This window comes from Chitinophaga sp. (genome assembly GCF_039596155.1).
Taxonomy (GTDB): Bacteria; Bacteroidota; Bacteroidia; order Chitinophagales; family Chitinophagaceae; genus Chitinophaga.
The window spans coordinates 214,280-238,951 of the sequence record NZ_JBCNKF010000005.1 but is presented as its reverse complement, the minus strand read 5'-3'; the positions used below and the strand labels follow the sequence as shown (position 1 = coordinate 238,951).

The following is a 24,672-nucleotide window of genomic DNA, read 5'->3' as shown; positions in this document are numbered from 1 at the left end:
CAGGCTCCTTCCGAACGATTATATTGTTACAACGAGGCGTTCCCCGTTACAGACATCTTTATCCCATAGGGTAGAGATGTCTGCTAATTTTACGGCAGTGGTAGATACAATAAGTTTACCACTAGCTGCCAGCCGGAACATTTCAGGAAGGATTTCGGTGAAGAGTAATTCAACCTGTTCTTTCGGCCATGCGCCAAGACCTGAACCGGAGAGCTGCAGGTCTGCGCTGCGAAGAATAGCGGCAGATAATGTGATGGTATCGCCGGCCATACTACCTACAGATATATAGCGGGTGCTGTGTGTAAACCTGCCTTTGCCCTTAAGGGTGCTTAGTATTTTTGCTGCAGTGTGCCCCCACAGATAGTCAATCACTACGTCGAAGGGGCCTTTTAATTGTGTGTGGAAATCATCGGTGAGCGGGATGATCTCATCTGCACCAAGTGTCAGTAACTCCTGTAAGGAAGATAGATTTCTACCTGTCGCTACCACTTTTTTCGCACCATAATATTTTGCAATCTGTACAGCTACGCGGCCAGTGAAACCTGTGGCGCCGTTGATCAGTACTGTATCCCCCGGTTGCATTTTCCCTTTAAATCGAAGCGCCATGGCGGCGCCTATGACGGCATTTGGCAGGGCCGCTGCTGTCACATCGTCCAAAGTATCCGGAACGGGTACAATCATATTCTTTTCAACCGTGGCCTTTTCAGCCAGCATACCACTGGCACCTATCGCATATACCCTTTTCCCGTCAGGAAGAATGCAGATGCCGTCTCCGCCAATTACACGACCGCCTTCCCTGGTAGTATCGCTGGAGTAATGATTACCAGCGGCGATTGATTTGTCAAGATGTTTGATGGCGACTGCCCTTACAGCCACTTCAATTTCGTTTTCGTTCTGAGGGATCGGTGCCGGAAAATCTACGTATTGTGGTAATTCTCCTGCCCGATATAATACTGCTGCTTTCATGCTATGTCGTTTTTGTCAGCACAAAATTAGGCCGGTAGCAGGGCGGTAACGATAACATATGTTATCAAATATCAGAAACGGGATTTCCCCTTTGCAAGCTTTGCTTTGATACGGCTCAGGTGCACCTTGCTTACACCCAGATAAGAGGCGATGTAGTGTTGCGGAACCCGCTGTATGATGTGAGGGCGGTCGTTGACGAGGTGCTGATAGCGCTGTTCCGGTGTATCGCGGATGAAGGAAACAAATTCGTTGATATAGTGTGTCTGCCGTTGAACCGTCATCTGGAGGATCATATTTACAAAACCTGGTTCCTGGCTGAGGTCATCGAGTAACTGGTTCACATGTTCCCTGGCCAGGAGGTAGACGACAGATGGTTCGATCGTTTCGATGGTAATCGCGCTAGGGGTGTTGTTAATAAAACTGTCGAAGGACGAAAGTCCCTCGTTCTCAAAGAAGAACTGTACGGTGATATCTGCCCCGTTTTTATTGAAATAGGTACGGATAAGGCCTTTTTCGATATAAATGTAGTGGTGGGATCTTTTACCTTCTTCAAGAAGGATGGTTTTAGCCGGAATTTCGAGGCGTTGTTGATAGGGAAGGTACTTATCCCAATAGGCGTTTAGTTGAGGAAATTGATGGCGGAAATGGAAAAGCATGCAGTAGTTTGATTTGAGAGATCAAGTTAGTCATTTTAGTTTTTATGAACCGGACGTGTCTTGAAAGTAATCCGAAAGTATGGGAATTATTTATATGGATAGGGTACAGCCAGGTACCTTATTGTTGAAAATACCTTTATTAGTTTCATACTGAGTTGGTCATACAGGGTTGCGTCAGCGTTTGCAACTGTTCCGGCTTAGGTGGATTTTGTTATTTGCATTGGCATCATAACAATAACAAAATTCTCATCGAGGGTTTATGTGATAACTAATCCATGTTTGATATTCTTGTCAGACATCATTTTAGATTTCGCAGCTATCTGATGGTCCGGTATTCTTGCCGGACTACTTTTAAGATATTCATAGTGTTTCAAATTGGAATTCATAGTTGAACAGTGTCCGGTAATCCTGCCGGACTTTTTTTGGGGAGAAGCCAGCTTACATGATACTGTAATTCCAAAGGTGAACATTGCCTCGCATTCTTGCGGGATTTTCCATTCAAAGATATTTCATGAGCTGATCATTTTGAAATTTCATTGGCAAAGTGAGTCTGGCAGGAATGCCAGACTCATTTTATAATTAATTTTTGTTGATATAAAAGTGGGGCAACTGATCGCCATTTGTCAGCTTTGGAAATCGTTTTTATTAAATTTCATTCCTTCAGATAACCCGATGGAACCACGTAAGATTTGTTTTAAGACAAATCCTGCTTTATTGCGGATAGAAAAGAACGGCATCTGCTACTACTTCACCATCCTTTCCCTCATTGATGATTTCTACGTAGGCCTTTCCTCCTTTAGTCAGCCTGAGGGTGCCCAGGTCCACCCATTCGCCGGAGGTCTGTCCTTCAACCTTAACTGCTGCCGGGGTGTACGAAACCTGTCTGGCTGTCTTACCGTCGGCAGAGAGGCGTATAGATGTGCTGGCGGGCAGGTCTGTCCTTTTGGGAACGTAGGTGTAGACCTTGTAGGAACCGCTGCGGGTTACCCCGGGTGTATAGCGAATAGCGGCTTTGCTGTCGGAAATGTACATCGTTGGTCCGTATGCTCCCTTCGTTTCCTTTTGCCAGTTTCCTTTGAGCGTGACGTGTGCGGAATCGTCATTGTCTACCAGGATCTCAGCAGTTGCGTCGGTCGCCAATGGTTTTTGCCGCAGGAAGGCCTGTAGTTTTGGCACATCTACATCCTGTACAGACTGGTGATTATCTATTGCCATAGCTGCTGCTACTGCCGCTGATTGCGCCAGTACCATAAATACCGGTTCCATGCGGATGGAGCCATATGCAATGTGGGATGCCGACATGCAGACAGGTACAAGTACATTACTGCAATCTGACGACTTCGGAATGATGGACCGGTATGCAATAGGGTAAGGGCCAAAGCCACCGATCTGTACGTCGCCCTCATTTTTTACCATGCCATTTTCAACGATGCGCTGGCAATTGTGAGAGTCCATCGTATACGCCGCCATGCCTATGCCATCTTTTACTATTTCCCTGCTTTCGCAATTGGCCTGGGTCATTACATAAGCCCCTACCATTCGTCTGGCTTCGCGTACATACATTTGCGGGGACCAGTTTCCGGTGCTTGGATATTCGTCTTTCGGATAACCCCATTGCAACATTTCTTTGCGAAGATGTTCCGGCATCCGGGGATCATGTCCGATGAAATAAAGCAGTCCTTTATTATATAGTTCATGATCCTTTGTAATCTTTTCCCTGGTTGCATAATCAGCTTCAGGGTAATCGTAGTTCATGCCGATCATATCTGTGGAAAATGGACCATTGTTGTTGATATCGGTTTTATGATTAGGCATGAGGTCGATTTTCAGCATACCCTTCAGATTTTTCGGCTGTAATTTCTGCACTACGCGAAGCAGTAGTTCATACCTGGCCGGATCATAATCATCTGGTTTGGTAATAGGGATCAGATTGCCTGGTTCATTTGTGAGACAAATTCTGAAATTGTATGCCTGTATTTTTTTATTTCCGGTACCCTGTTTCTCAACCTTGTCGGGGCTGATTCCCCAAAGCAGGCCACTGGCCGGATTGCCGGGTTCTTTGTAAGGGTCTATCCCGTCAGGGAACTGGTGTTTTTCGCGCAATTGCGTACCATTGTAGGTTTCACCATATTGGCTGTTGTCTTCACGGCCTACGGTATAGGAGATACCTGCTTTCGCCATCAGATCACCTTCGTAGGAACAGTCAATGAACATCTTTGCCCGGATGATAGTAGATGCCGTTTGAATTTCAGTGACTCTCCTGCCATCTTTCTTAGCGCTGGTGATGGGTTGCTGGTAGAGCACTTCCACTCCTCCTTCTTTGATATATTGCCCGAAAGTGCGCTCTGCTACACCGGGTTCAAAGATCCAGGTTTCAAACTGGCCATAATGCTTCCCCAGGCGCCGGTAGAAATCGCGGGAGAGACCGGTGATGGCATATTTGTTACCTATATCTGTATATCCGAGACCTCCGGAGGTAAGGCCGCCAAGTCTTTTGCCCGGTTCAATTACCAATACGGACTTGTTCATTTTTTTAGAGGTATAACCAGCGATTACGCCAGCGGAAGTACCGCCATAAATGCAGATGTCTACTTCCCGTATGTTTTGTGCAAAGAGTTTTCCTGTCAGGAGCAGGAAAAGTAAGCATGTTAATTTTCTCATCAGTATCCAGGGTTTTGATCAGTAGTTGGGTTGATAGCAGTGTTGTAGTTGTATTCAACTGTGGGAATAGGCCAGAGCATATGACGTGCGGTGACAGTTTTCCCTTTTACGGCGGCAATTACCTGTTGCGCGATGCCGAGGCGTTTCAGGTCAAACCATCTTTTCCCTTCCCCACAGTTTTCATACCCTCTTTCTTTTACAACACGGTCTATGAAGGCTTGTTGGCTGTTATAGTCAGATAGTTTGAAGTCCACAGTTGCATCGGGGATAAGTGGATCTTTGCCGTAAGCTCTGCGATGTACCATGTTCAGTTTTTCCATGGCATCGGCAGACGGTGTGCCTTCGGCTTGAGCCACGGCTTCTGCATAGAATAACAGGATATCTGCATAGCGGTACATAGGATAGTCGTTTCCTCCTGCAGTGACGGCACTTTTATCACTAAATTTCTTAAGCAGGATCGTGTTCGCGCCTAAACCGAATGTCTGTGCATACCAGCAATAGGAATAGCGAAGATCGTTTTTATCCCAGTTTTTTATAAAGCTGTTTTGTTCCGTGTCGCTGTAGAAGGTATAATAACCGCCAGGGGGATAATACCCTGAGTTAGGATAGTGCGCATATTGGGGATACGAAAATCCCTGTCCTGCTGGTGTACGGGCGTATTTCAGGTAGAAAATCTCTTCCGTGGAAGTCTGGATGTCGGGACCGAATAGCTTATCGAAGTCACCGGCGGCAGCTACTTTCACGAGCGCATATTTTGCCGAGTTGATCACTTCCATTGCTTTGTCTCTGGCTTTGTCATACTGGTGGAGGGTCATGTATACATCAGTAAGTACTGATTTAGCAGACCATTTGGAAGGAGCACCCACCAGGCGTGGATTGTCGGGTAAGTTTTGCTCCGCCCATTCAAGATCCGTGATGATATAGTTATAAATGTCTGTAGCAGTAGCCCTGGCGAGGTTGATGGAGTCCATGTTATTTTCTGTACGCAGGGGGACGCCGCTCCAGTTACGCACGAGATAAAAATAGCAGAGGCCACGGAAGAAGCGCGCTTCGCCAAGATATTTTTTCAGATCATTTTCAGTCAGCGATTTACCCAGGGGAGCTTTTTCTATTACGATGTTCGCATCGCGGATAGATTCATAGAAATCCGTCCACATGCTGTTGATACGGGTGATATTCGTGTTGTCCAGACCATTATAGTCATTCAAAGGTGCATGGCTGCCGCGACCATACATGTATTCTGTATATATTTCCTGTTGACAGAGGTAAAGAGCACCAATGGTGCTCACCCGGCGGATGGGAATATACATTGCATTAAGGCCCGCTTCTACTTCGGCGGGCGTGTTATAGAAAACCTCAGCTGCAATGGATTTTGGATGTTCTTCCAGTTTCTTTGAACAGGAAGTCACCAGACATATGATGAATAGAAAGAGAATAGACTGTTTCATTGATGGATATTTTTAATGATTTAGAAGCCGCACCTGATACCGAACGTTACAGATTTGTAGGTTGGATAAACAGAGTAGTCGATGCCCTGACGGATGGAGTTGGAGCCACCGTAAGCATTTACTTCCGGATCATACCATGAATATTTAGTAATGGTGAGCAGGTTTTGGCCGCTGGCATAGATCTGAGCTGACTTCAGCCAGTTCCAGCCTAGTTGTTTTGCTGGCAGGCTATAAGCCAGCTGTATGTTTTTGAGGCGTACATAGGAGCCGTCTTCAACAAACCTGTCAGAGATATTGGCAGAGAGTGTCCGGCTGATCTTTGGATATTTGGCATCCGGTGTGGCAGCTGTCCAATGACTTTGATACACCTCTTCCGGAAGGTTGAGACCCATGCCTAAGTCGAGTGTAACCGCTTTGTTCAGGTTCATGATCTTATTACCCTGAGAACCCTGAATGAAAATGGTGAGTTCAAATCCTTTGTAGCTTAATACAGAGTTCAGTCCATAAATGAAATCAGGATTGGGATTGCCGATATAGGTTTTATCGGCAGCACTGATTGCACCATCCTTATTCGTATCTACATATTGAATATTGCCGGTGGCGGTATAACCATTTTCCTTATAACCGTAGAAGATGCCCAGGGGCTGTCCTTCCCGGAGAATATTGACATAGTCGTTCAGGGAACCGGTATAGATGGCGTCTCCGAAGATATCCTGCCCGTTGTACAGTTTCAGAACTTTGTTGCGGTTAATGGCGATGTTGGCGTTCACATTCCAGCTGAGCGCTCCTTTCAGAATGGCAGCATCTATGCCCAGTTCAAACCCTTTATTTTCTATTTCACCAACATTTTGCAGGGTGGTGGTATATCCCATCGATGCGGGAAGACGCACGGTATTCAGCAGGTTGACTGTTTTCTTTTTGTAATAGTCCAATGTGATGAAAAGGTCATTGTTCAGGAATCCTATATCTGTACCGACGTCCAGCTGGTGAGTAATTTCCCACTTCAGATCGCCGGGCAGTGTGGTACCCGGTGCATAAGCTACATAGGCAGCATCACCGAAAATGGTATTGCCTACGGACAGTTGATTGAGGGTTTGGTAAGGGTTGATAGAGGTATTACCTGAAAGACCATAGCTGGCTCTCACTTTCATATCAGAGATCACTCTCGAGTGTTTAAGGAATTCTTCATTGGCCACTTTCCATGCGATGGCAGCGGACGGGAAGTTGGCCCACTGGTTACTTTTTGAGTAGCGGGAAGAGCCATCTCGGCGGATGCTGGCAGTAAAGAGATATTTGTCGTTGTAGCTATAGTTAGCTCTGCCAAGGTAGGAGAGCAGTGCCCATTTTGAATAACTGCTGCCGGGAATGCCAGGAGTAGCAGCACCACCGATATCACCGGTGCCAGGTACATCGCTCAGAAAACCGGTGCCGGAGGCATTTAACGTGGTGTAGGTGTTGTCCTGGTAGGTGAAGCCACCCATAATGCTGAAGGAATGTTTATCGATCGCATGCTGATAGGTGATTACGTTTTCATTCAGCAGGCCTGTTTGCTGGGTGGTTTCTATATTGGCATATCCTACTGAGTTAACAGTCGGTTCGATATTATTGTATTGATCAACTCTGTCGTTCAGGTTATCGATACCACCGGAAATTTTGATAGTGAGTCCTTTCACCGGTTTGATAGTCAGGGCAGCATTTGATAATACACGATCTCCTTTGATCCGGTCTGACTCTTCGTAAATATGTACGAGTGGATTGACAATCACATTTGAGATAAAAGAATAAGCGGTGTTCAGTCTTCTGTACGAGCCGTCGGGCAGGTAGGGAGAGAGGGAGGGGGGCGCCATCAGCATGCCGGAGATGAGGTCGTTACCTCTGTTACCCAATGAAGAGTTTTTGCGTGAGCTATTCAGTCTGGTGAGGATTGTATTTAAGGATACGCTGACTACTTTGCTGATATCATGTTCAATATTTCCGCGTACATTATACCGTTTGTAATCGCTACCTCTAACTATACCATCCTGCAGGTAGGCAGAGCTGGAGAGGGAGAACCTGGTTTTGTTTGTGCCTCCGTTTACAGTGGCACTCATATTATAGAGTGGCGCTTTATGGAGTACCAGGTCCTGCCAGTCGGTACCGGCGTTCATTCCAAGGCTGTCTATTTTGGCCTGGGTGAAATAGGGGGACAGGCCATCGTTGGCTGCCTGCTCATTGTAGAGTAATGCATATTGCTGTGCATTCATGAGCTTCATTTTTTTCGACACGCTTTGAATAGTATAACCTGCTTCTACTTCGACAGACGTGATCTCTGTTTTTTTGCCGCCTTTGGTGGTGATCATGACCACACCATTGGCACCCCGTGAGCCATAGATGGCTGTGGAGGAGGCATCTTTCAGGACTTCGATGCTTGAGATGTCGGAGTTTTGCAGGAAGGTCGGGTTGCCGTTGTAGGGAAATCCGTCAATCACGTACAGCGGTTCATTGCCTCCGAGAATGGAGTTGGTACCACGAATGCGAAGGCTTACGCTGGCCCCGGGAGCGCCGTTGTTTTGCATAACGCGTACGCCGGCGGCTCTGCCGGTAAGGGCCTGCATGATATTGGTAGAGGGATAAGCAGTGATGTCTTTCGATTTCACCTGACTGAGGGAGCCGGTGAGATCACTTTTCTTTACGGTACCATAGCCGACTACAACGATTTCGTCGGTAAGGGTAGCAGCTTCCGCGAGACTGAAATTTTGTGGCTGGTCGTCGGTAATGGTAGCCTCCTGGCTTTTGTAGCCGATATAGGAAACAATGATAGTCGTGTTGCGTTTGACCTTTATTCTAAAATTCCCTTCCGGATCAGTGACGACGCCATTGGTAGTACCTTTGACAGCGACGGTGGCACCGGGCAGTGGCTGGCCTTTGTCGGATAGTACTTTGCCTTTTATGTTCAGCAGTGTATCCTGTGGTGGTGTTTCGGTGAGTTGTTGTGCAGGTACCTGGCGTTGTTTAATAACGATATTTTTATTTACGATGGACCATGATAAGGGCTGGTCTTTCAGGCAGAGATCCAGTGCTTTTTCGAGTGGCGAATTTTTAAGATCGATAGAAACCCTGGGCGCCTGGTCAAGTAGTCTGTGATCGTAAAAAAATACGAAGCCTGTTTGTTTTTCGATATTGCGGAATACTTTTTCCAGTGGTGCATTCTTTTCAGAAAGCGAAACGAACTGGGCATAGCTTTTAGCATAGAGCTGCATACAGGCTGATAATAGCAAAATGACGGATAACTTCATGACAAGGAATGTTTTGCGGTGGAGTCGCCGTTTAGGATTAAAATGCATACATTTGGTTTGTTAGGGTAAATAATGTCCCCGCCTGGCTTTTGGCCAGGAATGTGGAATAAGAGAAAGCAATTCATCTGGTTTGCCCTTTCGTTTCTGGCCGGAGCAGAGTGCAATCAGCTCCGGTTATTTTTTGGGCCGTGTTCTTATTTTTTCATAACGGTGATGGTGTTTGTTTTTTGTTTTTAGTTTTTAGTTATAACGTGATAATTATCTTCCTGTCTTTGATTTTGTAATGCACATTGCTGAGCTCAAGTATTTTCAGCACATCGTTTAAGCTGCTATTTCGTTCGATTTTCCCCCCAAACTCCCTTTCGGGTATGTCTGTCTCATAAATAACTTCCACATCATACCAGCGGCTTATCTGACGCATTACGCCGGGCAGTGATTCATGATTAAAATGGAAGTACCCGTTTTTCCATGCGACGATCTCGTCGACATCTACATTCTTTTTTACGGTCATGTTATTGCCCTGCAGGTAAGCTTGTTGTCCCGGATGCAGGCGCAGGGCAGTGGCATTGTGTTGTACCTGAACGGCGCCTTCCAGCAGTGTCGTCTGGATGTTGTTTTCGTCGGGATAGCTCATGATATTGAAATGGGTACCTAACACCTTTACTTCCATGTTACTGACTTTAACAATGAAGGGCATCCGGGCGTTGGGTGCTATTTCAAAATAGGCTTCACCGGTAAGTTGTACTTCCCTGGAATTGCCGCTGAAAGCGGTAGGATACCTGAGGGAAGTGGCTGCGTTGAGCCAGACTTTGGAACCATCTGGCAGGATGATCATGAATTGTCCCCCCCTGGGAGTCATCAGACTATTATAATGTAGTTCGTTGCCGGGTGTATTGCTGGTATGATCTGCTTTATAGGAGAGCTGGCCGTTGTTGAGTTTGATGACCTGCACATTACCCTGGTGTGCGATGGCACCGTTATCCGCACTATCGAGGGGAATCTGGCTGCCATCTGCAAGTGTGAGGATGGCTTTGTTCCCGCCGGGGGAAACGGAATGTGTTGTTGCCGTGGCAATAGGTGCGTGTGCAGGTTTATTATTGTGCGTGAAATAGAGGATGCCGGTAGCGAGCAGGGCCAGCAGGGTAGCTGCTACCGCGTAGGCTTTGATGCGGTGGTTAGGGAATGTTTGTGACCTTTCAGAGAGCTCCGGGGTATTGGATTGTGTCGCCAGCATGCCGGCAATGGCTTGTTCCCATTGTTGTCGCATAGCTTCGTCTTCCAGAGAGTCCAGCAGGCTGTTGACTTCGTCCGGGGAGATGTTACCTTTCAGGTATTTATCTAAAAGGATTGAAAAGGTTTTCTGATCCATAACAAGGTAAAGACGCACAACCTGGCAGAAGGGAGGTGGTGATTCTGAAAAAAATAATTGTTCTTAAAGTCCGTGGAATGGAGGGAGGGAAAATTAGGGGAGGAGGGAAAGTGCCCACAGGATAAAAAGAGACCGGGAAGGGTGATTGGCCAAAGCCCTGCGAAGGGTACTGATGGCCTGAACAATGTAGCTTTTGATCGTAACAGGGGAGACACCCATGTTTTGGGCGATTTCTTTATGTTGTAGCCCCTGGAAACGGCTTAGTGTGAAGGCTTTCTGCTGTTGGGGAGAGAGATTGTGAATGGTGCGGAGAATGGTTTGTTCCAGTTCCCGGTATTCGGATTGCTCGTGAGCCCCCGGATCTTGTTGTTCCTGCAGGCAATGTTGGATATATTGCCTGTAGGCTTTATCACTGGCGAGTTTGCGCATGCGGGAGTAGATAATATTCCGGGCAGAGATGAAAAGAAAGCCTTCCAGCTTCCCAATAGCGGGAAGAGTGGTTCGTTTTTCCCAGAGCATGGTGAATACATCTTGTGTGATGTCTTCAGCAAAAGCAGGTGATTTGGTAAGGAGGAGGCATGTGTTGTAAATGGAACCCCAATATTTCTCGAAGATAACCTGGTATGCATGCTGGTCACCCTGGGCGATCAGATTCAACAACTCGTTTTCACTATGTGGAACTTTATGCATAATACAGTTACGGAAAGTTTGGGCTGGTGGTTTAAAAGTAATAATAAAAATACATTTTGCAAATCAATTATTGTTATTGAGCCCGGCAGGATTGCCGGGCTTAAACTTATGCGTGAAAAACTATGGATGTCTGGCAGGAATACCTGACATGTCTGTTAATACATTAACCCCTAATTAATAGCTTGAAGGGTTAGTTAGAGAAAGGGACTTCTCGTTAACCTCTATGCAAAGGAATTGAAAAGATGAATGTGAGAATAGTTGCAGATGGGTGTGTAATCCAAGGTATTGTTTTGATAATCAATTGATTATTTTGATAAAATAAATAAGCCAGGTAAGAATACCCGGCTTGTTTGTTATGGCTGAAAATGTGGCAAAGACAAAAAGAGCTGATTAGTTCAGAGAGGATTTATCGAAAGTGGAGGCGGGATAGTTATTCAGGTGAGAGCAGTTGATGGTGATGTGGAAGTTCGAATATTTTGGAATGTGGCGGTAGTTGAGGATGAGGAGTATGATGAGGCGGATGGTGGACGGTTTGCTGCCTTTGGTAATGATTCTTATGTGCAGGGTTTTGTACCAGGTGCTCTCCTGTTGGAAGAGCGTTAGGGTGAATAGCTTTTGTTTGTTCATGATTATAGGTTTTTGTACAAAGGAAAGGCGTTGTGGGGTGTGAGAGTAGTTGCGGAGGGGTATGTAGTTGGCTGTAAGTAGCTGGGGATGACGGTAATATTTTGTTTCTTAAAATTGTAATTATATATCTATATCCTTAGCTGTAAGGGCCACAAATAAACACCGGTCTCTAACCAGAAAACAGTTGCAAGGGAGTGCACCACCCTTGCTAACTGTCTCATTCTTACACAACACCTGCATTAAAGATCCCTTAACCACTGTGTCATGCCCCTCAGTATCTCAATTGACTTTGCTATGGCGGCTCTTTCAGGCGTCCGATAGTGATTCTGAAAACTTTTGAATGCTATTTCATCCGCCTGTTTTGAGCTGAATAGCTGTATGACAAAACGCATGATCGCCGTTTCCTGTTTAATAGAAACATACTCGCCTGACCGTACAAACGCGGACATCAGCGTGGCAATAACTGATACGGCAATATTCAATTTGAGCTTTTCTCTGGTAGGGGGTGGTTTATCGGGGTCCGTTGTTCCTGAGGTATGGAAGAAGCGGGTATCGATAAAGAGTTTTAATCTTTGGACCGCTGATAATGTGTAGTTTAAAAGTAACACGGTGAAGGAGCCTTCGCCGTTATCTTCGGGAAGGGCCTCTATCAGGCAGTTTTCAAGATGAGATAATACTCTTGAATAGGACGATATGAAGTCATTGTAATGTTGAGGAGACGATAATAATACAGCCTTGTAAAAGATGGCAATCTGAATTTCTTTTTCATACTCTTTAATTTTTGTCTTCTGTTCCTCCAGCTCATCCTGTGTCATCAGCGGCATTCTTTTTATGCTGATCGTACAGACTAGCTCAGACAGAAGGTCCATCGGGCTTTCAGCGGTAGACATATTCTTTAAGGGTTATTCTGAGCGCGCATTATTTATGCTCAGCAAAATAAAATATATCTGGGGTGGTCGCTGGTTTGCGGGGGCAAAGCTACAGGATATTTATAAATGGGTGGCATCTTTCTTTTATCCAATATAGCTTTGAAAGAAGTGGTTGCATAGTAATTATTGATTTTGGGACAGTTATAAAATGAATTATTTCTATGGAAAAGAAAACTTAATACCTGTTGATGATAGTCTCCTGATATTCCCCCGCGCTTTTTTATATGAACTTAATGTTATATTTTTCCCAAATGAATATTCGCATGTTCGGGAAACTGGAGCAGGATGGTTTGATCTCCCCCGGGTCAATGTCCAACATCCATGCAGCCGCCGAGAAAAAATTGTTTAGCCTCCATTGGGAATTGAAAACCATTCTTTATTTAGGGGTACTGTTATTAAGCGGGGGATTAGGTATTCTTGTTTACAAAAATATTGATACCATCGGGCACCAGGTGATATTATTCGCAATTGCATTAGCCTGTGCCGGCTGTTATTATTATTGCTTCCGGCAAAAACTGCCTTTCTCATGGGGGAAGGTGCCGGCTCCGAACCCGTTCTTCGACTATGTTCTGCTGTTAGGATGCCTGTTGTTCATCACGTTCATCACATACCTGCAGGCGGCCTACGGGGTATTCAAATTCCATTACGGCACTGCTACGTTTATACCCCTGGTGGTATTGTTTATCAGTGCTTATTACTTTGATCATCTGGGTGTATTGAGTCTGGCGATTACCAACCTCGCAGCATGGCTGGGGGTGAACGTCTCTCCACTTACCTTCTTTGCAGGCACTATGTTCATCACCCTGCACCTGCTTATAACAGGTCTGCTACTTGGGGGCGCACTGTTGTTGATTGATTACCTGGCCCATTATCTGCGGAAAAAGCCCCACTTCGGTTTTACCTATCGCAACTTTGGCATGCACCTGATGTTGCTGGCATGCGTTACCGCTATGTTTAAATCGACTGATAGCTACACGATGGAATATGAAGCCAGTTACCTGATCTGGTTTGTGATCCAGGTGGGTGTCAGTATTTATATCTATAGAGAGGCATTGAAGCATCAGTCCTTTTATTTTATGCTGATCATGGCATTATATGGCTATGTGGGATTGTCATATGTGGTAGTCAGGCTGCTTGCACTTACCCAGAATGAAGGCGGGATATATATGGGTATCCTGTATTTTATTGCTTCTGCCATCGGGCTGATTATTTTCCTTATTAATACAAATAAAAAGATCAAACATGATAGCCTACAATAAACAACAGCTGGATAACAGGGAGATCGTCCTTGAAGTTGAAAAGGCTTTCAGGAAGAAATTGATCACACCGGAAGAACTGGGTAGTATTAAAGCTGCTCACCCCGTAGATCTCTATACACCCAATATGTATCTTCGGATAGGATTGTTTATCCTGAGTTTAATTATCGGAATATTCTCTTACGGGTTTTTGTGCTTAAGCATGTTGAGCGGTGCATCTGAGAATGCGTTTATAGGCATTAATATCTTTTTTGCCATAGGTTCTTTTATTGTTCTGGAGCTGTTGGTGAAAGAAAAGAAGCACTATAAGTCAGGCGCAGATGCGGCACTTATGTGGATGTGCGGAGGTGCTTTGATAGGTGCTGTTATACTGTTTGCTGAAGGAACGGCGCCTGTCACAACAGGTATATTTGTATTTGTTGTCAGTATGTGGTTCTTCCTGCGCTTTGCAGATCAGGTAATGGGTTGGACAGCACAACTCGCCCTCCTGTTTATTTTGATCGAAATGCTGCAATCATTACGATTAATACTGCCTTTTGTAATCATCGGCGTTTCTTTGGGTATGTACTGGTGTCTGGGGCGTCTGGCCAGGCAGGAGCTATTCAGGCATTATAAAAGTGTCATGAGAGGTATGCAGGCATTGGCTTTGCTAACACTTTATGCAGGCGGGAACTATTTTGTGGTGCGACAGGTCAATGAAGCCTGGTTTGGGTTAAGTGGATTGCCTATGGGGTGGATCTTCTGGGTATTGACGGTGGCGATTCCTTTATTGTATTTGCTCCTGGGACTTAGCAGGAAAGACCAGGTGCTGTTGCGCGTAGGATTGATTTTAGTGGCTGCTATTGTATTTACTGTGAGGTATTATCATAGTGTAGCCCCGTTGGAAGTTGCGATGACCGTTGGTGGATCCGTAATGATCTTATTTGCTTACTTCATTATCAGATATCTGAAAGTGCCGAAGCATGGATTTACTTCTGAGGAGGACGACGAAAAGGGAACATTAGAGGCATTGCAGATAGAGTCTATTGTGATTTCACAATCCTTTAAAACTGTTGCTCCCGGCAAAGACCGCTTTGATTTTGGCGGTGGTGGTGCGAGCGGTGGCGGTGCAAGCGGGCAATTTTGATTAAATAAAGAGACCGACGGTAACTAGCCGTCGGTTTTTGTTGGTGCTGTCAGCAGGTGCATCAACTTTGATGAGAACTAAACTGACGCAAAGATAAATTGGCGGAAGAAGAGAGAGTAGAGGGAAAGTACTGAAAAGGTACCGTAGTTCTACGGAAAGTACTGTTTACGTAGAATGGCTTCCGGCAACAGGAAAACTTTATTTATTAAAATCTGGCACTCGTCGTAGTCGATCGGTTTATGCTTTTCTTGGAAAGTAAAACGCATTATCCAGTTTCGTCATCCCAATCTTCGGATAATAGCTCATCGCCGTGGGCGCCGACAATAATAACAACATGGTTTGCGGACCTATTGACTCCTTTGTCAGCGATACCAGTTGCTTCCCGATCCCTGCTGTCTGATAATCCTTACTAACTGCCAGATCAGACAGGTAGCAACAGAAACAAAAATCAGTCAATGACCTTGCTACACCTACCAGCTTATCTCCATCCCAGGCAGAAATTACCAGGTTTGAGTGGCTATACATCTTTCCAATCCTTTCCGGATCTTCTGTTGGTCTTTTCAATACTGCATTGTCATATAGCTCGATAATATCCTGCGTAGCCGGAATCGTGTCAGTCTTGTAATGAATGTGCATATTTTTCTGGTTTACCTGTCAAAATTACTGTTTGGCAGGACTATCTTTGTGTCCCAGTTTTAAAATAAAAAGTAGTCCAGATGCTGCCATTCCAAACGCTTATTTCCCTGGATAAAACCTTAGCGTTGCCTGTTTACAGACAGATCGCCAACGCCATCACCCATCATATTAAAAACGGGGTACTACAGCCTTGTACGGCCCTGCCGGGTACCCGCGAAATGGCCGAAATACTCGATGTACATCGTAAAACCATCGTTGCCGCCTATAGTGAACTGGAGGTCCAGGGATGGATATGCGTGACACCCAGAAAGGGATGCTATGTGGCTGGCAATCTCCCTGAACTGAAACCCGGGGAATGGGGGCAGGAAGCTCCTGGTGGCTATGGCAAACAAATGTCTGCTCCCTTCAATGTACTTACCAAAGAGCGGCAGGGAAGCATCTATCCACCCAATACCCCTTTCCATCTTATTATCGACGATGGCTGGCCGGATACAAGGTTAGCTCCGCTCGATGTGCTGATGCGGGAATACAGAAGTTTACTGAAGTTTAAATATAAGAACCCGGTTACCGGCACGGTGACGGCCGGATCCCTGACTCTCCGGGAAGCGATGGCAGATTACCTGTCAGAAACGAGGGGTATCAAAGCCGGAGTTCCTCATCTGCTGATTACCCATGGCGCGCAGATGGCGATTTTTATTGCAGCCAGACTCACCATTACACCAGGGGCCAACGTCATTGCCGGTGCGCCCGGGTATGCTACTGCCAGCCAGGTATTCAGGCATCTGGGGGCAAATATGATGACCGTACCTGTTGATGAACAGGGGATAGATACCGATGCTGTGGCCGACATCTGTAGAAAGCATCCTGTCAGTATGCTTTATGTGATCCCTCATCATCACCACCCCACTACTGTGACATTGAGCCCGGCCAGAAGAATGCGTCTGTTGGAACTATCTGCACAATACAACTTCGCTATCATCGAAGACGACTACGACTATGGCTTTCATTACAATTCTTCTCCCTATCTGCCGCTGGCCAGCGGCCAGCATGATGGAAGAGTCATTTATATAGGGTCTTTTTCCAAGTCGCTGGCATCATCTGTACGTATCGGCTTCCTGGTAGGAGCTGAAGATTTTATTCAGCAAGGTATGTACCTCCGGAAATTACTGGATCTGAAAGGTAACCATCTCATGGAAGATGCTTTGGCCGTACTGATCAAAAATGGTGACATTTCCCGTCATCTCAAAAAAGCGAATAAGGTCTATCATACCAGATTACAGCACCTGACCACACTACTGGATACACGACTGCGTGAGGTCGTTGAATACACAGTACCTACCGGTGGCATGGCTGTATGGGCTCAATTTAAAATACCTTTAAAACAATTGTCTGCCCATGCAACAAAGCAGGGATTATACATCAGTGACGGTACAAGCTACATGGCTGAAAATTCCTGTCGTATTGGTTTTGCATCCTTAAATACACAGGAAATGGAACAGGCCATCACGATATTGGCCAGTGGTATTTAATCCCTTGCATTTCGGGGATTTTCTTTGTATTATTAGCGATTGCTTATCAACTGGATCCATTATGCAGAGAAAATTATTGCTGGCTTTAGCCTGTATTGTCATGTCCTTTAGCGTTTCAGCTCAAAAAACAAGTAACGACCCTGATAAAGAGAAATGGTTCATGGACCTTGGCCTTGGTATGTTTATCCACTGGAGCGTGGATGCTCAACTGGGTGCTGTGATCAGTCATAGTATGGCGGGTGCTTCCGATGAATACCTGGAGCGGTTTACCAAAGAACTGCCCAAAACTTTCAATCCTCATAAATTCAATCCTGACGATTGGGCTGTGCTCGCTAAACTTGCAGGAATGAAATATGTAGTATTCACTACCAAGCACCATTCGGGATTCTGTATGTGGGATACGAAAACTACGCCTTTCAATGTGATGAATACGCCCTTCAAAAAGGATGCTACCAAAGCCATCTTTGATGCCTTTCGCAAACAGGGGATCGCAATCGGAATTTATTTTTCGCCCGAAGACTTCAATTATTTATACCAGCATCATGTGCCTGTCGGGAGGATGCAACTGCCACAACACTTCCCTGAAAAGAATCCGGGCCTGATGGCTCTCGACAAAGCACAGCTGAAAGAACTCCTAAGTAATTACGGTAAGATTGACTTCATTTTCTTCGATGGTCCTGCCGAAGGACTGAAAGAATATGCCTGGGAACTGCAACCGAACATTGTAGTAACCCGCGGACAAATGAACACTCCGGAGCAGGAATTACCGGATAGTATATTACCGGGCCCCTGGGAGGCTTGTTTCACGATGGGTACGGACTGGCAATATAAACCTACCAATGACCCTCAGAAGTCCGGTACAGAGATGATCAATATGCTCATTGAAACGAGGGCTAAAGGCGGCAATCTGCTACTGAATGTAGGTCCCAAGCCGGATGGCGAAATTCAGATAGAGCAGGAAGCTTTGCTCCGTGAGCTGGCCCTCTGGCAGTTTGCCAACAACGAAGCGGTGACAGCAGTGCGTCCCTGGCATATAGCCCGGGAGGGTAATATATGGTTCACCCGTGGAGCCGATACATCCACTGTCTATGCTTTTGTACAGGGGGGGAAAGACTGGAAATACGGGGAAAGGAAGGACATGGTGTTCCATACATTGGAAGGGAGTCCCCTGACCAAAGTATCCATTTTAGGGTATGCCAGCCAACTGGTAGAGTACAAAGAAAATTTTGATGCAGGTATTTATTCCCAGAATACCCCTGTCGGACTCTTTATCAGTGCGGTAAACGGGCAGCGGTTTTACACAGATCGTAAGTGGCCCAACCCTGTGGTATTGAAGATTGAGCACGTAAAGTTCAAACCAGTGGTCACCAGTTATCACCAGCGTACTATTGACGGTGCAAAATAATATTAATAGCTGTCAGCTGGTAACCTGACAGGGATTGGCTTACCAGCTGACAGAATTTATTATCTTTGGTGCACTTTATGCAATTAGCGAAGAAGATACTAACACGGGACCTTATACGTTTTGGTCAATATTTGCGCGAATGGATGCAAGGAGATAGTGCGCTTTTTAACAAGATCACGGACTATATTCTATTGCATTCCGGCAAGCAGGTAAGACCAGTATTTGTATTGCTGAGTGCGCACCTGGCAGGGCAGATCACGGAACAGAGTTACAGGGCCGCTGTTTTGGTAGAGCTATTGCATAACGCCTCGCTTGTGCATGACGATATCGTAGACGATGCAGCAGAGCGAAGAGGCCAGGCCTCGGTCAACGCCCTCTGGAAGAGCCGGACGGCTGTATTAGTGGGCGATGTTATGTTTTCTAATGGAATGCTGCAATCCCTCTCGATAGGTGATCATAAGATTCTGAAGATTTTCTCGGACGCCATCGAAGAAACGATCATCGGAGAGCTGGAACAACTCACCCGCTCGAAGAAATTAAATTTAAACGAAGACGTATATTATACTATCATCCGTCAAAAGACGGCGGCGCTGCTAAAGGCAGCCTGCAGGGCAGGAGCAGCTTCGGCTACCAGTGATGATAGCACTATTGAAAAGATCGCATTGTTCGGAGAAAAAGTCGGGATGGCGTTTCAAATCAGGGATGACCTGTTTGACTACGGCACAGAAGATGTCGGTAAGCCGGTAGGGAATGATATACAGGAAAAGAAAGTAACCCTTCCATTGATTTATACAATTGCCAATTGTTCACCTGCACAACGAAAAGAGTTACTCTACATCATCAGGCATCAGAATACCAATAAGGAGCGGATCGCTTACCTTATTTCAGTAGTGAAAGAATGCGGAGGGCTGGATTATGCCACTGAACGCATGTATGCTTTCAGAGACGAAGCACTGGCCATCCTTGATACCTTTGGAAACACTGAAGTACGGAATGCGCTGGAAGAAATAGTGCGCTATACAACTGACAGGAAGTATTAACATTAAGTTAATCCCGCGAGTCAGTAATTATCCCCAACTTGCAACTATCCATACTGTTGCAACATGTTGATCTTACAATTGAAAGACGGCAATGAGACGGTGTTTAAACAGGTTTATGACCTGACACACAAAAAAGTCTACCGCTATTTTCTGAAAAGAAATGCTACACATGATACAGCGAAAGATCTTACCCAGCAAACATTTATCCGATTATGGCAATATCGCCAATCTTTAAGGGAAGACCGCACACTTGATACACAGTTATTTACTGTAACCAACTCCGTGCTGATTGATCACCTGCGCCGGCATGCACACCGGCAACAATTACAGGATTCTTTCAGCGATCTGCAACCTGCCAGTACACAGCAGGCATTACTGGCCTATGAGCAGCAGGATTACCTGCATGCAGCTATCGCACATCTCCCCCCCGTGCGTCAGAAAGTGATTCAATTAAGATTAATCCATGGATTTACCAATAAGGAAATTGCCCTCCATCTATCTATTGGTGTAAAAACCGTTGAAGACCACATTACCAAGGCTTTACGCCAGGTAAGATCTATACAGCTGCTCCTCCTTTTACTACTTTGTATTAAGTAAATGTTAACAGCAGGGGATGAGACTACCGGTGTGCGTAAACAATTTTGAAGTCAACTATACATGCAGATAACTAACACGCAACTAGACAGGTTCCTTAAAGGACTATGTACAGCAGAAGAAGCACAAGGCATAGCGGATTACCTGAAAGAGCACCCGGATGTGTTAGATGTATATCTTCAGTACGATTGGGAAGGGACAGATACAGATACAGCTTTAACAGCTGGTCTGAGCGATTCGATGTACCATCAGATTGAAAGGTACACCGTTCGCAGGCCCGGCGTGAAGAAGTGGATATGGACTGCTGCAGCTGCAGTAGTATCTGTATTGGCAACTTTAGGGCTCTTTCAAAAAAAGGATAGCAAACCTGCTATGATGGCGTCGTTGCAGCCACCCGTAACAAATACAGCGGAATGGAAAGTGTATAAGAATGACCGGCATAAGAAAGATACCCTCTTATTAGATGACGGCACTACCGTGTATTTATTTAAAAGTGGCAGTATCCGTTACAGGGAAAGGGAAGTATACCTGCAGGGCAAAGCTACCTTTCATGTAACAAAGGATCCACATGATCCATTTGTAGTATATGCAGGTGCCGTAACGACAACGGTTTTAGGTACCTGCTTTAATATTGATCAGCACCGGCAACAGGTAATCGTAACATTATATAGCGGTAAAATAGCCGTTCAACAGGCATCAATGAAAAAAGTGGTCATGCAGCCCGGACAACAGTTAGTATACAATGAAAAAAATGATATAACAGCACCTGTAGTTGCCACCAGCGATTCTGTATTCAATAACACACCTGTAGCAGTCGTATTGGACGCATTGTCCAGTAGATATAACACAGTGATCCGGTATGACGCGGGCACGCTCAGGCATAACTATTTTACAGGGTCAGTCATGAGGTCAGATTCCCTGCATACTATACTGCAGGTAATCAGCCAGATGAACGGACTGACAGTGACACAGGTAAATGATACAGTCGTTATCAGGAAATCACAGCACTAAATAGTACATCGCCCTTACAATAACGGGAATGCAGATACACCAATCTGCAAAGGGATTCCTTTTGCATCAAACAAACACTATGTATGAGACCATTACAAACTACTTTGAAATTTGCCACCTGGCTACTATGCCTGTTTCTATGCCAGACCGCCTGGGGACAAACCCTGACAGGTAGTGTGCTAAGCGACAAAGGCGATCTGTTGCCTGGTGTAAGCGTGCAGGCAGAAAACCAGCATACACATCAGAAATATGCCACTTTATCCGATGAACATGGGGTATTTGAATTCAAAAAATTAACCGTAGGAGAAATATATGATCTGAGCTTTACTTTCATGGGATATGCTCCCGGCAGTTACAAAAATTTTGTGCTTAAACAGGAGGGTAAAAACTCTCTCATGATCCGTCTGCACGAAGATGCAAAAGGACTGAATGAAGTAGTGGTGACCGCACTGGGGGTGAAAAAGGAACTTAAAAAAATCGGTTATGCCGTACAGGAGGTAAAAGGTGCTGACCTGGTGAAAGCCAGAGATGCAAATCCTGTGACAGGTCTGACCGGTAAAGTAGCCGGTTTGTCTGTCGCTTCCAATCCTGAATTGATGGGTACACCCTCGCTGGTAATGCGTGGTAACCAGATCACATTGTTTGTTGTCGACGGGGTGCCCATCAGTAGCGATACCTGGAATATCAGTCCTGACGATATCGAATCTTACAGTGTGCTAAAAGGACCAGCGGCTGCAGCTTTGTATGGTAGTCGTGCTCAATATGGAGCTATCCTGATCACGACTAAGAAAGCAAATCCTAAACGTGGTTTTGTCGTTGAAGTGAACTCTACCAATTCCATTGATAAAGGATTTATTGCTGTACCACATGTTCAGCATGAATATGGTGGGGGGATGTATGGACTGTATGCCTATGCTGATGGTTTTGGCGGTGGTTTGCAGGATGCACAGTACCAGCTCTGGGGGCCTCGTTTCCGTGGACAATTGATCCCCCAGTATGATGGAGAATATGATGCAAACACAACCTATACTACTACTTTCGGAAACCAGGTATATAAAGGACATATCAAGCCTGCGCCTTACCTGAACAGGGGGTACGTAAATGGCAAAGGTAACCTGGAGCGCTTTTTAAGAGCGGGTTTCCAGACGACCAATAATATCTCACTGTCTGCTTCAGGAGAGAAGTATGCCATGCGTTTCTCTTTATCACAGTCTCACCAGGAGGGAATTGTGCCCAATACAGGAGTGAATATTGTCAACTTTAATAGCACTGCTTCTTACAAGGCTTCTGACCGTTTGACCTTTAATACCAACTTTAACTTCAGCCGTACCTATACACCGAATATTCCGGATGTAACTTATGGACCTAACAGTCTTGTGTACGATCTGTCTGTTTGGACAGGTGACGAATGGAGTGTTACATCTCCTGATATCAGGGGCAAATGGCAGCCGGGTTATAAGGATGTGAAGATCGTTTTCCCGGAGCACGTACATTATAACAACCCCTGGATGATGGTGGAAGACTGGCTGCGTGGGCATTACAAAACGGATGTGAACGGGTATATCTCGGCGAATTACAAACTGGATAAACACCTGGATGTAACCGGTCGGACGCAGGTGACTACCTACAATTTACTCCGTACGGAGAAAATGCCATGGGGTGCTTATACCTATGCCAGAACACTGGGTCAGGGTGATTACCGTGAAGACAGAAGAAACATGTTTGAAAGCAATACGGACTTACAGTTGAACTATAACTACAATGTTACACCACTTGTCAACCTTTCGGGTCTGGCAGGTGCAAACTGGAGAGAGTTCACTTATAGCTCTAACTTTACGTCTACTGATTATCTCGTTATTCCGAACGTATACAACTTCTCAAATACGCTGAATGCGCTGATGACAAACAATTTCAATTCAGATATGCGCGTGCTGAGTGCATACGCCTCTATGGATGCAACGATTGGCAGGTATGCTACTTTGTCTTTTACAGGGAGGGTAGATAAGTCCTCCGCCCTTCCTAAAGGCAGCAACGTCTACTTTTACCCAAGTGTGGCCCTTGCTTCTGTGGTCTCTGATTACGTGAAACTACCTGGTTTTATTTCATTCCTCAAAGTACGTGGTTCCTATGCCACTGTACATGGTGACGCTACTGCCGCAACTATCGGTGCTACACCCTATAATACTTATACACAGTTGAGTGGCTCTACAGCAGGTACGCTGACCACCAACTTCTCTCAGTATGGTATTAACTACCTGAGCCCTTACAATGGTCCTGACTATTCCCTTCAAGCAGTGTATGCTACCTCCAAACCTTACAATAATGTGACTGCCGCGTCTTCATCCACCAATATTTTTGATCCTAATATTAAGACGTTCAATCGTGTAAACTTTGAAGAAGGATTTGATATCCGCTTCCTTGAAAACAGGTTGGGCTTCAGTGCAACAGCTTTCCAGTATATCGATGGTCCGCAGATCCTTCAGAATGCAGTTTCTCCGGCTTCAGGTTATACCGGCTATTATATCAATGCGCTAAAGACGAGGAAGACAGGTTATGAGCTGACACTGAATGGTACCGCTATCAAAAAGAAAGACTTCGCATGGGATGTACTGGTAAACTGGTCTACCTTCAAAGATGTATATGAAGAACTACCTCCGGGACAGACATATTACAATACCTTCTTTAAGAAAGGAGACAGAACAGACAAATTGTATAACACGGGCTTTGTGAAATCGCCTGATGGACAGATCGTATACGACGCCGGTGGTAAACCATTGAAGAATCCGGTCAACCAGTTCCTGGGTTATATGAACGGTGACTTCCAGTGGGCAATCAATAACTCTTTCCATTATAAACAATTATCCCTGAGCTTCCAGTTTGATGGGAACGTAGGAGGTGTGATCAGTAACAGGCTGTACTCCCTGACTATGCAGGGTGGCGCCAATATTGCCACAGTAGAAGGTGCGATTGGTAAGTCACGTCTGGATGACGATCAGCATGCAGGGGAAAGCAATTACAAAGGTACCTATGTAGGCAAAGGTGTACAGGTGTCCAACGGTGCTGCCATTAAGTATGATAATTTCGGTAAAATCACTAACTACAGTGATTTACAGTTTGCACCTAATACAGCTACCAGTACGGTACAGACCTGGGCGACCCAGTACTATGGCCAGATACAGGAAGGTATGCTGACCAGCAAGACCTATGCGAAGCTGAGAGAAGTAGTAATTGGGTATGCATTGCCAAAGACATGGCTGAAGAAAACTTACATCAGCAATGTGACTGCATCATTGGTAGGCAGAAACCTGTTATACTTCTATAAGGACAATAAGTATAAAGGAATCGATGTAGAGCAGTACAATACTGCCAGCGCAGCTTCCGGCCTGCAGACACCTACTACGAGAAGGTTTGGTTTTAATCTGAATGTAGTGTTTTAAACCTGTAAAAAAATTAA

Annotated in this window: 18 protein-coding genes; 8 read left to right on the top strand and 10 right to left on the bottom strand. The window is 45.4% G+C overall.

Features of this window, described 5'->3' with window-relative positions; all coding sequences use genetic code 11:
* Positions 1-18: 18 nt before the first annotated feature.
* The 9 genes from ABDW33_RS07150 to ABDW33_RS07110 all read right to left on the bottom strand — a co-directional run bounded on the left by ABDW33_RS07150 (position 19) and on the right by ABDW33_RS07110 (position 12,582).
* Entirely contained in the window at positions 19-966 is a 948-nt protein-coding gene (locus ABDW33_RS07150) for a zinc-binding alcohol dehydrogenase family protein (RefSeq protein ID WP_343689383.1), read from the bottom strand.
* Between the two features lie 71 nt (positions 967-1,037).
* A complete protein-coding gene (locus ABDW33_RS07145; RefSeq protein WP_343689382.1) occupies positions 1,038-1,622 on the bottom strand; it encodes a Crp/Fnr family transcriptional regulator in 585 nt (194 codons plus the stop codon).
* Between the two features lie 711 nt (positions 1,623-2,333).
* A complete protein-coding gene (locus ABDW33_RS07140) occupies positions 2,334-4,283 on the bottom strand; it encodes an FAD-dependent oxidoreductase (RefSeq protein ID WP_343689381.1) in 1,950 nt (649 codons plus the stop codon).
* Positions 4,283-5,731, bottom strand: a complete 1,449-nt coding sequence (locus ABDW33_RS07135; RefSeq protein ID WP_343689380.1) for a RagB/SusD family nutrient uptake outer membrane protein — start codon at positions 5,729-5,731, stop codon at positions 4,283-4,285. Before ABDW33_RS07135 ends, ABDW33_RS07140 begins: the two co-directional genes overlap by 1 nt.
* Positions 5,732-5,751: 20 nt before the next feature.
* On the bottom strand, positions 5,752-9,006 hold the full coding sequence (locus tag ABDW33_RS07130) for a TonB-dependent receptor (RefSeq protein ID WP_343689379.1): 3,255 nt from the start codon (positions 9,004-9,006) through the stop codon (positions 5,752-5,754).
* Positions 9,007-9,250: 244 nt separating this feature from the next.
* Positions 9,251-10,375 (bottom strand): FecR domain-containing protein, encoded by a 1,125-nt coding sequence (locus ABDW33_RS07125; RefSeq protein ID WP_343689378.1) that lies wholly within the window; start codon positions 10,373-10,375, stop codon positions 9,251-9,253.
* A 93-nt stretch (positions 10,376-10,468) separates the two neighbouring features.
* The gene (locus ABDW33_RS07120) at positions 10,469-11,065 is read right to left on the bottom strand and encodes an RNA polymerase sigma-70 factor (protein ID WP_343689377.1); all 597 of its coding nucleotides are present in this window, start codon (positions 11,063-11,065) and stop codon (positions 10,469-10,471) included.
* A 390-nt stretch (positions 11,066-11,455) separates the two neighbouring features.
* The gene (locus tag ABDW33_RS07115) at positions 11,456-11,692 is read right to left on the bottom strand and encodes a hypothetical protein (protein ID WP_343689376.1); all 237 of its coding nucleotides are present in this window, start codon (positions 11,690-11,692) and stop codon (positions 11,456-11,458) included.
* Positions 11,693-11,931: 239 nt separating this feature from the next.
* Positions 11,932-12,582: a hypothetical protein gene (locus tag ABDW33_RS07110; protein ID WP_343689375.1), complete on the bottom strand. Its 651-nt coding sequence runs from the start codon at positions 12,580-12,582 to the stop codon at positions 11,932-11,934.
* Between the two features lie 290 nt (positions 12,583-12,872).
* On the opposite strand from ABDW33_RS07110, the gene ABDW33_RS07105 reads away from it, so the two are divergent.
* Both ABDW33_RS07105 and ABDW33_RS07100 read left to right on the top strand, forming a co-directional pair.
* Complete coding sequence (locus ABDW33_RS07105; protein ID WP_343689374.1) at positions 12,873-13,880, top strand: DUF2157 domain-containing protein; 1,008 nt, start codon at positions 12,873-12,875, stop codon at positions 13,878-13,880.
* The gene (locus ABDW33_RS07100; RefSeq protein WP_343689373.1) at positions 13,864-15,003 is read left to right on the top strand and encodes a hypothetical protein; all 1,140 of its coding nucleotides are present in this window, start codon (positions 13,864-13,866) and stop codon (positions 15,001-15,003) included. The genes ABDW33_RS07105 and ABDW33_RS07100 overlap by 17 nt, the downstream gene beginning before the upstream one ends.
* A 237-nt stretch (positions 15,004-15,240) precedes the next feature.
* Here ABDW33_RS07100 and ABDW33_RS07095 read toward each other — a convergent pair whose 3' ends face one another.
* Complete coding sequence (locus ABDW33_RS07095) at positions 15,241-15,639, bottom strand: GNAT family N-acetyltransferase (RefSeq protein WP_343689372.1); 399 nt, start codon at positions 15,637-15,639, stop codon at positions 15,241-15,243.
* 80 nt (positions 15,640-15,719) lie between these two features.
* Between ABDW33_RS07095 and ABDW33_RS07090 the strand changes: the two genes are divergently transcribed.
* The 6 genes from ABDW33_RS07090 (at position 15,720) to ABDW33_RS07065 (ending at position 24,655) form a co-directional block, all read left to right on the top strand.
* Entirely contained in the window at positions 15,720-17,168 is a 1,449-nt protein-coding gene (locus ABDW33_RS07090; RefSeq protein ID WP_343689371.1) for a PLP-dependent aminotransferase family protein, read from the top strand.
* A 61-nt stretch (positions 17,169-17,229) separates the two neighbouring features.
* Positions 17,230-18,573, top strand: coding sequence for an alpha-L-fucosidase (locus ABDW33_RS07085; RefSeq protein ID WP_343689370.1), 1,344 nt, complete (start codon positions 17,230-17,232; stop codon positions 18,571-18,573).
* Positions 18,574-18,650: 77 nt separating this feature from the next.
* Entirely contained in the window at positions 18,651-19,613 is a 963-nt protein-coding gene (locus ABDW33_RS07080; RefSeq protein WP_343689369.1) for a polyprenyl synthetase family protein, read from the top strand.
* 63 nt (positions 19,614-19,676) lie between these two features.
* Complete coding sequence (locus ABDW33_RS07075) at positions 19,677-20,210, top strand: sigma-70 family RNA polymerase sigma factor (protein ID WP_343689368.1); 534 nt, start codon at positions 19,677-19,679, stop codon at positions 20,208-20,210.
* 60 nt (positions 20,211-20,270) lie between these two features.
* Entirely contained in the window at positions 20,271-21,218 is a 948-nt protein-coding gene (locus ABDW33_RS07070) for a FecR domain-containing protein (protein WP_343689367.1), read from the top strand.
* A gap of 83 nt (positions 21,219-21,301) precedes the next feature.
* Positions 21,302-24,655: a SusC/RagA family TonB-linked outer membrane protein gene (locus ABDW33_RS07065; RefSeq protein WP_343689366.1), complete on the top strand. Its 3,354-nt coding sequence runs from the start codon at positions 21,302-21,304 to the stop codon at positions 24,653-24,655.
* Positions 24,656-24,672: the final 17 nt, after the last annotated feature.